Raw genomic sequence first — 7,221 nt, 5'->3', positions numbered from 1 at the left:
GAGTTGTACGGCTTGCTCTTTGAACTCTTTTGTAAATACCCGTTTCTCTTTTGCCATTTTCACTCAGCTCCTTATGATGTATTGTACATCCTCTTCTGAGTGTCTAGCAATTCGGGGGAAAGTCAGCTTTTTGAGTTCGAAGCCCAAGGTTACCCTTCCCCTTGAATCATCTTCTTTCATAGGCTGCTCCGGGGAAGGGCGAGGGTTAGGTCCATAGGCGTCATGACTTATCCTTCATTCCTATCTAAAAATGAATCATGTATCAACAGGGAAAAATAAATCTAAAAGAATAATCTTCCCGCCAAGACGCGGAGACGCAGAGAAAGAACGAATACTAATGATTGAGGGGATTATCATATTAAAAACTCTGCGTCTTTGCGCCTCTGCGGGAGAATAAAAATGGCTTATTTTCATCCTTTCGATTGCCCCAGCTATACTGGGGTGGGGGACTACTTGGTGGTACAGAACAATAGGGTGTTTGCCGAGTAAATTTGATACTCTGAAAACAAAATCCCGGCAGCCAACGCGTACCAGCGGAGGCTGCCGGGATTTTTCTATGAGCGGGCGAAGCCGGGCCCCGGGTCGTTCGCCCGTGAAAAGCAGCCGCGCGAAGCGGCTAAACCGGTTTGAGCACATACCCGTCCTCCGGGGGCGGCGCTGCGCCGGGAGGGGTTCCGCTGAATTGGCTATGGTAGAGATCGGCGTAAAAACCGTGCTTCGCCAGGAGCGCTTGATGGGTTCCCATCTCAATGATTTTGCCCTGGTTCATCACCAGAATCAGATCGGCGTCGCGGATGGTGGAGAGCCGGTGGGCAATGACGAAGCTGGTCCGGTCCTTCATCAGTTCGCGCATGGCCTTCTGGATATGGACCTCGGTCCGGGTGTCGACGCTGCTGGTCGCCTCGTCCAGGATCAAAATGGCCGGATCGGCCAAAAAGGCCCGGGCGATGGTCAACAACTGTTTCTCGCCCTGGGAGATGTTGGAGGCCTCTTCGTTGAGGAGCGTCTGGTAGCCGTCGGGCAACGCCCTGATGAAATGGTCGGCGTGAGCGGCCTTGGCGGCCCGGACCACTTCCGCGGGGGAGGCGCCCTCTTTGCCGTAGGCGATATTCTCCTGGATCGTGCCGTGAAAGAGCCAGGTATCCTGGAGCACCATGCCGAAGATCCGGCGCAGGGAGGAACGGCGGATCTCCCGGATATCCACGCCGTCCACGGTGATCCGGCCGCCGCCGATCTCGTAGAACCGCATCAATAAGTTGACCAGTGTCGTCTTGCCGGCCCCGGTCGGGCCGACGATGGCGATGGTCTGGCCCGGTTGAACGTCGATATTCATGTTTTCGATCAGCGGAACTTCCGGTTTGTAGCCGAACCGGACCCCCTCGAAGCGGACCGCCCCTTGCGGCAGGTCGAGTACCTTGGCGGACTCGGCGTCCGGGATCTCCTCGGCCTCGTCGAGCAGTTCGAAGACGCGTTCCGCCGCCGCCACCGTCGATTGGAGGATGTTGGCGATGTTGGCGGTCTGGTTGATCGGCTGGGTGAACTGCCGCGAATATTGGACAAAGGCCTGGATGTCGCCGATGGCCAAAGCCCGGCCGGTCACCAGAATGCCGCCGACCACGCTGATCAACACATATCCGAGGTTATTAATGAAGGTCATCAGCGGCATGATCATGCTGGAGATGTACTGGGCCCGCCAGGCCGACTGATACAATTGCTCATTGACCGCGTTGAATGCGGCGATCGATTCAGATTCGCGGCCGAAGGCCTTGACGATCGGGTGGCCGGTATACATCTCTTCGACGTGGCCGTTCAAACGGCCGAGCGCCGCTTGCTGGCCGGAAAAGTGTTTTTGGGAGCGCGAGGCGATCGCCTTGGTGGCCAGGATGATGAGCGGCAGGGTGATCAGCGTGAGCAGGGTCAGCCAGACGTTGATCGTCAGCATCATGATGACCACGCCGGCCACGGTCACCAGCGCCGTGATCAATTGGGTCAGACTCTGCTGCAAGGTGGTGCTGATGGTATCGATATCATTGGTGACCCGGCTCAGAATCTCGCCGTGGGTCCGTGAATCGAAGAACTGCAGCGGCAAGCGGGACAGCCGGTCCTGGACCGCATTGCGCAGGTCGAAGACGGTCCGTTGGGCCACGCCGGCCATGATGAACTGCTGCAGATAGAGGAAGAGGGCGCTGAGAAGATAGAGCGCCACCAGCAGGAGCACGATCCGGAAAATCGCTGCGAAATCGATTCCCGCTCCCGGAATGCCCCGCAACTTCAGGACCAACCCTTCGAAGAGCTTGGTGGTGGCTCTGCCCAGGAGCTTCGGGCTGACGATATTGAAGAACGACCCCAGGATGGCGGCGGCCAGCACCGCCAATAACCGGAAACGTTGCGGTTTCAGATAATCGATCAGCCGTTTCAAGGTACGGTTGAAATTCTTGGGCTTTTCGCCCGGCATTCCCAGCGGGTTGCGGCCGCTGAAGAAACCGCTCCCCGGCCGGTTCCCGGACAATCCCCGGTCCGGTTTTTTGAACGCGTCACGCTCCTCGCTCAAGCGATCTCCTCCTCGGAAAGTTGGGAAGCGACAATCTCACGGTACACCGCGCAAGTCTTCAGCAGTTCCGAATGGGTGCCGGTGCCCGCGACCCGGCCTTCGTCCAGTACGATGATCCGGTCGGCATCCATCACCGTGCTGACCCGCTGGGCCACGATGATCAGGGTGGCGCCGCCGATCTCCCGTTTGAGCGCGGCCCGCAAATTGGCGTCGGTCTTAAAATCCAGCGCCGAAAAACTGTCGTCAAAGAGGAAGATCTCCGGCCGCCGGACCAAGGCCCGGGCGATTGCCAGCCGTTGTTTCTGGCCGCCGGAGACATTGGTGCCGCCCTGGGCGATGAGCGAGTCAAAGCCGTCCCTCATCGCGCTGATAAATTCGCTGGCCTGAGCGACTTCGGCGGCGTGACGGACCTCGGCGTCGCTGGCGTCGGCCTTGCCGTAACGGATGTTATCGGCGATGGTGCCGGTAAAGAGGATCGCCTTTTGCGGCACCAAACCGATCCGGGAACGCAGATCGGACTGGGGCAATTCCCGGACATCGACTCCGTCCACCAGAATGCTGCCGCTGTCGACATCATAGAAGCGGGGGATCAGGTGAATCAAGGTCGACTTGCCGGAGCCGGTGCCACCGATGATCGCGGTCGTCTCCCCGGGACCGGCGCTGAAAGAGACATGGCGGATAGCGGGTTGTTCCGCGCCGGGATAACGGAAAGTCACATCCAGGAATTCCAGGAAGCCCCGTTTCGCCCCGGTCCCTTTGGCCCGGGGCGGGTCATGGATCTCCGGCGCCGTATCCAGCACCTGATTAATGCGGGCGCTGGACGCCGCGGCCCGGGGCAGCAGGACAAACATCATGGAGACCATGATCATGGAGAACATGATCTGCATCGCATATTGGAGAAAGGCCATCAGCGAGCCGATCTGCATTCTGCCGGCATCGATTCGCAGCCCGCCGAACCAGACAATGGCGATGGTCGTCAGATTCATCACCAGCATCATCAGGGGCATCAGGGCGGCCATGATTTTATTGACCCGGATGGAGGTATCGGTCAGGTCGGCATTGGCCCGGACGAAGCGTTGCCGTTCATGCTCAATCCGGTTGAAAGCGCGGATGACCCGGATCCCGGTCAATTCTTCCCGAAGCACTTGATTCAATTTGTCCAGCTTGGATTGGATGATTTTGAACAACGGCACGCTCCGGCCGGCTACGAGAAAAACCGCCAGGCTCAGCACGGGCACGGCCGCCACAATGACCCAGGACAATTCGGGATCCTCGGAGACCGCCATGATGATCCCGCCCAGCGCCATGATGGGGGCGGTGATAAACAGCCGCAAGGACATCATCGCCACGGTCTGGATTTGGGTGATGTCATTGGTCGTCCGGGTAATGAGCGAGGCTGTGCCCAAGCTGTCGAACTCGTGCAACGAAAAGCTCTCCACATGGGCAAAGAGGCGGTCCCGCAGGATTTTGCCGAAGCCCATCGCCGTGCGGGCGGAGAAAAAACCGGCGATGACGGCGGAGATGGTGCCAAGGGCCGCGACCCCCAACATCACAGCGCCGGTCCGCACGATGTAGGCGGTATCTCCTTTCACGATTCCCGTGTCCACAATATCCGCCATCAAGGACGGCAGATAAAGCTCGGTCAGAGCCTGGATGAACATGAGCACCAGGACAATCGCCACGGGTAGCCGGTAAGGCTTTAAGAACTTGATCAATTTGAACATGAAGCCGCTCCCTCCCCCATCATCCATTTCGTCCATTACCGCCGTATTAGTTTGTCAGGCCGGCCGGGAGTTAATCCCCGATTCGACATCTCTTTCGACGATCCCGCTCTGAAATGCGCGGAAACGATGGAAGGGCAATGATTTTTTCAGCCGCGGCAAGAATAAAGTGATTGCTCCGGCGTTATAGTGTATAATACTACCATTGGTTTTGAACAGTCCAATGATATTGCAAAGGAGATCGTTTCATGACGCAAAGTACTTCGGAGACCGGGCGCTCCGCCAATCCGCAAGTGGAGTTGGAGACTTCGCTGGGCACGATCCGGTTGGAGCTCTTTCCCGAGTTGGCACCGGTGACGGTCGCCAATTTCCTGCATTATGTCGATACCGGCTTTTATGCGGGCACCGTCTTCCACCGGGTCATCGCCAACTTCATGATTCAAGGCGGCGGCTTGACCGAGGACATGACCGAGAAGGCCAATGCGGCGCCCATCAAAAACGAGGCCGGCAACGGACTCAGCAACCGCCGGGGCAGCATCGCCATGGCCCGGACCCAAGTGGTTGACAGCGCCACCTCCCAATTCTTCATTAATGTAGTCGATAACCCGTTTCTCAACCACCGCGACAACAGCGCCGGAGGCTTCGGGTACTGTGTGTTCGGCACCGTCACCGCCGGGATGGATGTGGTCGACCGGATCAAGGGAGTCCCCACTCATTCGGTCAGCTATTACGAAGACGTTCCGGTCGAGCCGGTCAAGATCGTATCCGCCAAACGGGTGGACTCCGCCGAGTAATCCGTCGCTTCGAGGCAGCCCTCACCCCGGCGCATGCCCTCACCTCGGCGCAAAAAAACCTGCGCCGATCCTCTCCCGTCAAAGGCCGGTAGAGGGTTTTGGGAACGGATTGGCAAGGATAACAAGCTTCGACACCCTTCTCCCGGCCGATGCCGGGAGAAGGGCTGGGGATGAGGGCTGCACCGAGCGGGCTTACGAAAGGGACTTTCCGTGTGCAACCAAAATCTTCCGAATCGCCTGATGCAAATGAAACTCAGAGGGTAAGTCGATTTTGGGCCAGCTGAACTCACTCCTTGAACCACTGGGGAGCCAATCGTCACCGGAGCGGCTTCCCCTCTCTTTGAAGCACGCGGCTCAAGGAAGCGAAAAAGGGGAACCTTGGTTTACCGGGGGCTTCCCCGACTTATCCACAGCCTAAATTCATTAACTCCATTGAACGATCCCATTTATCCACAGCAACAGATGGTTTATTCACAAAAAGAACTCATTTATTCACAAAAAGAACTCGCTCAGCGACTGAAAGAGCTCATTCTTCCGAAAAAGAGCTCTTTCATTCACAAAACGAGCTCATTTATCCACAAAAAGAGCTCGTTCAGCGACTGAAAGAGCTCATTCATTCACAAAAAGAGCTTGCTGAACGATTGAAAGAACTCTTTTTCCACAAAAAGAGCTTGTTGAGCGACTGAACGAGCTCGTTTATCCACAAAACGATCTCATTGAGCCTTCAAACGAATCCCTTATCCGGTGAAACTCAGGGGGCGAGTCTGGTTTTGGGCCAGCGGAACTCACCCCTTGAGCCACTTGGGAGCCAATCGTTACCGGAGTGCCATTCTCCTTTGAAGGAAGCGGATCAGGAAGTGGAAGGGGAACCTTGTTATCCCGGGGTTTTTGTGACACTCTGAAACGAAAAGCGATCGGGCCGCCTCAGGGCAGGATGATCACCGGGGTGCCCGGAGTGGCGTGGGGATAGAGGTCTTCCACGTCCGGATCGCTCAGGCCGATGCAGCCCCAGGTCCAGTCCGGGCCGAGGCTGGGCCGGTCGCCGCCGTGGATGCCGATGCCGCCGCCCAGCGCGGTGTACTGGGGCGGAACGGTCTTATCTCGAAAAGCGGTGACGATCGTTTGATACTCGGCGGCGCCGATCAGCCGGCCGCTGACGCCGCGGATGGCATCGCCGATATTCGGATAGCCCAGCCGCAGCCAGCGGGAGCCGAGGAACTCGTCCGCCGGCTGGAGCACCGCTTTCTGGACGATATAGAAAAAGCCCTGGGGCGTCCGGTGGTCGCCCTGGGTCTGCTTGGGGCCGGACCCGCCGCCGCCCAATTGGACCGGGTAGGACTTGAGCCAGCCGTCTCCGGCGAAGACCGACAAGCGGTGGGCGGATTTGTCGACCACGATCTGCAGGGGCGCCGGGGCCGGCAGCCCTTTGGCGGCCAGGATCTGCGCCAGCGTCCGGCCGGTGGCGGCGGGCGCTGCGCTATCGGGCAGGGTTAGGACCTGGCCGGGGTTGATCAGGGTGGCGGTCAGCCCATTGGCCGCCATCAGTTCCAGGGTGGCGAGGCCGAACTTCCGGGCGATGGCGTAAAGGCTCTCGCCCTTCTGGACCGTGTGGTTCGCGGGCCGGGCACCGGGGCCGGGAATGATCAGGACCTGGCCCGGGGCCAGCCAATCCGCTCCCAGCGGGTTGACCTGCTTTAACGCATTGACGCTGACGCCGAACTTGCCGGCGATGCCGTAGAGGGAATCGCCCGTTCCCACCGTATGGGTCACGACCGGTTGCGGAACTGCCGCCCGGGCGGGAATCCCGCCGGCCAGCAGCATTCCGGCCAGGCCCAGGACAGCCAGAGCCGATAAACCGCTTTGTTTCAGTTTTCCTTTCATGCTGTGACGCTCGCTCCTTATAAAATAATTGAATGATCTGGATGATCGATCGGGCAGCGGCGGGCTTCCGTCCCGCCGGACTGCCTCTTGAAAAATTTCGGGACTGGCGGCGGCTTCCCTCTCGGTAAGTGGTGTCAGCGAAGGAAGGCCCAGGCGCGGCGGGCAGGTTTGACCAGATCTGGAAGGCCGGGAAGGGGATGCATTGTTCCCACGGGGGCAATGTCATCAAGCCGAATCCGTGACCACTTTAGACTACCAAGGAAAACCGAAGAAC

4 protein-coding genes are annotated in these 7,221 nt (G+C 58.6%); 1 reads left to right on the top strand and 3 read right to left on the bottom strand.

Features of this window, described 5'->3' with window-relative positions:
- Positions 1–616 precede the first annotated feature (616 nt).
- Positions 617–2,551 carry an ABC transporter ATP-binding protein gene (locus EDC14_RS14500; RefSeq protein ID WP_424337414.1) on the bottom strand — a complete coding sequence of 645 codons (1,935 nt, stop codon included), beginning with the start codon at positions 2,549–2,551 and terminating at the stop codon, positions 617–619.
- On the bottom strand, positions 2,548–4,275 hold the full coding sequence (locus tag EDC14_RS14495) for an ABC transporter ATP-binding protein (protein ID WP_132015018.1): 1,728 nt from the start codon (positions 4,273–4,275) through the stop codon (positions 2,548–2,550). The genes EDC14_RS14500 and EDC14_RS14495 overlap by 4 nt, the downstream gene beginning before the upstream one ends.
- A gap of 245 nt (positions 4,276–4,520) precedes the next feature.
- Between EDC14_RS14495 and EDC14_RS14490 the strand changes: the two genes are divergently transcribed.
- The gene (locus tag EDC14_RS14490) at positions 4,521–5,066 is read left to right on the top strand and encodes a peptidylprolyl isomerase (protein ID WP_132015017.1); all 546 of its coding nucleotides are present in this window, start codon (positions 4,521–4,523) and stop codon (positions 5,064–5,066) included.
- Positions 5,067–5,990: 924 nt separating this feature from the next.
- On the opposite strand, the gene EDC14_RS14485 is transcribed toward EDC14_RS14490, so the two are convergent.
- Positions 5,991–6,947, bottom strand: a complete 957-nt coding sequence (locus EDC14_RS14485; protein WP_132015016.1) for a L,D-transpeptidase — start codon at positions 6,945–6,947, stop codon at positions 5,991–5,993.
- Positions 6,948–7,221: the final 274 nt, after the last annotated feature.

This window comes from Hydrogenispora ethanolica, assembly GCF_004340685.1.
GTDB lineage: Bacteria > Bacillota > UBA4882 > UBA8346 > UBA8346 > Hydrogenispora > Hydrogenispora ethanolica.
This window is presented reverse-complemented; position numbering and strand designations above follow the sequence as displayed.

Coding starts and splice junctions, on each gene's coding strand:
- EDC14_RS14495 (WP_132015018.1), bottom strand. CDS start 4,275: ATGTTCAAATTGATCAAGTTCTTAAAGCCTTACCGGCTACCCGTGGCG.
- EDC14_RS14490 (WP_132015017.1), top strand. CDS start 4,521: ATGACGCAAAGTACTTCGGAGACCGGGCGCTCCGCCAATCCGCAAGTG.
- EDC14_RS14485 (WP_132015016.1), bottom strand. CDS start 6,947: ATGAAAGGAAAACTGAAACAAAGCGGTTTATCGGCTCTGGCTGTCCTG.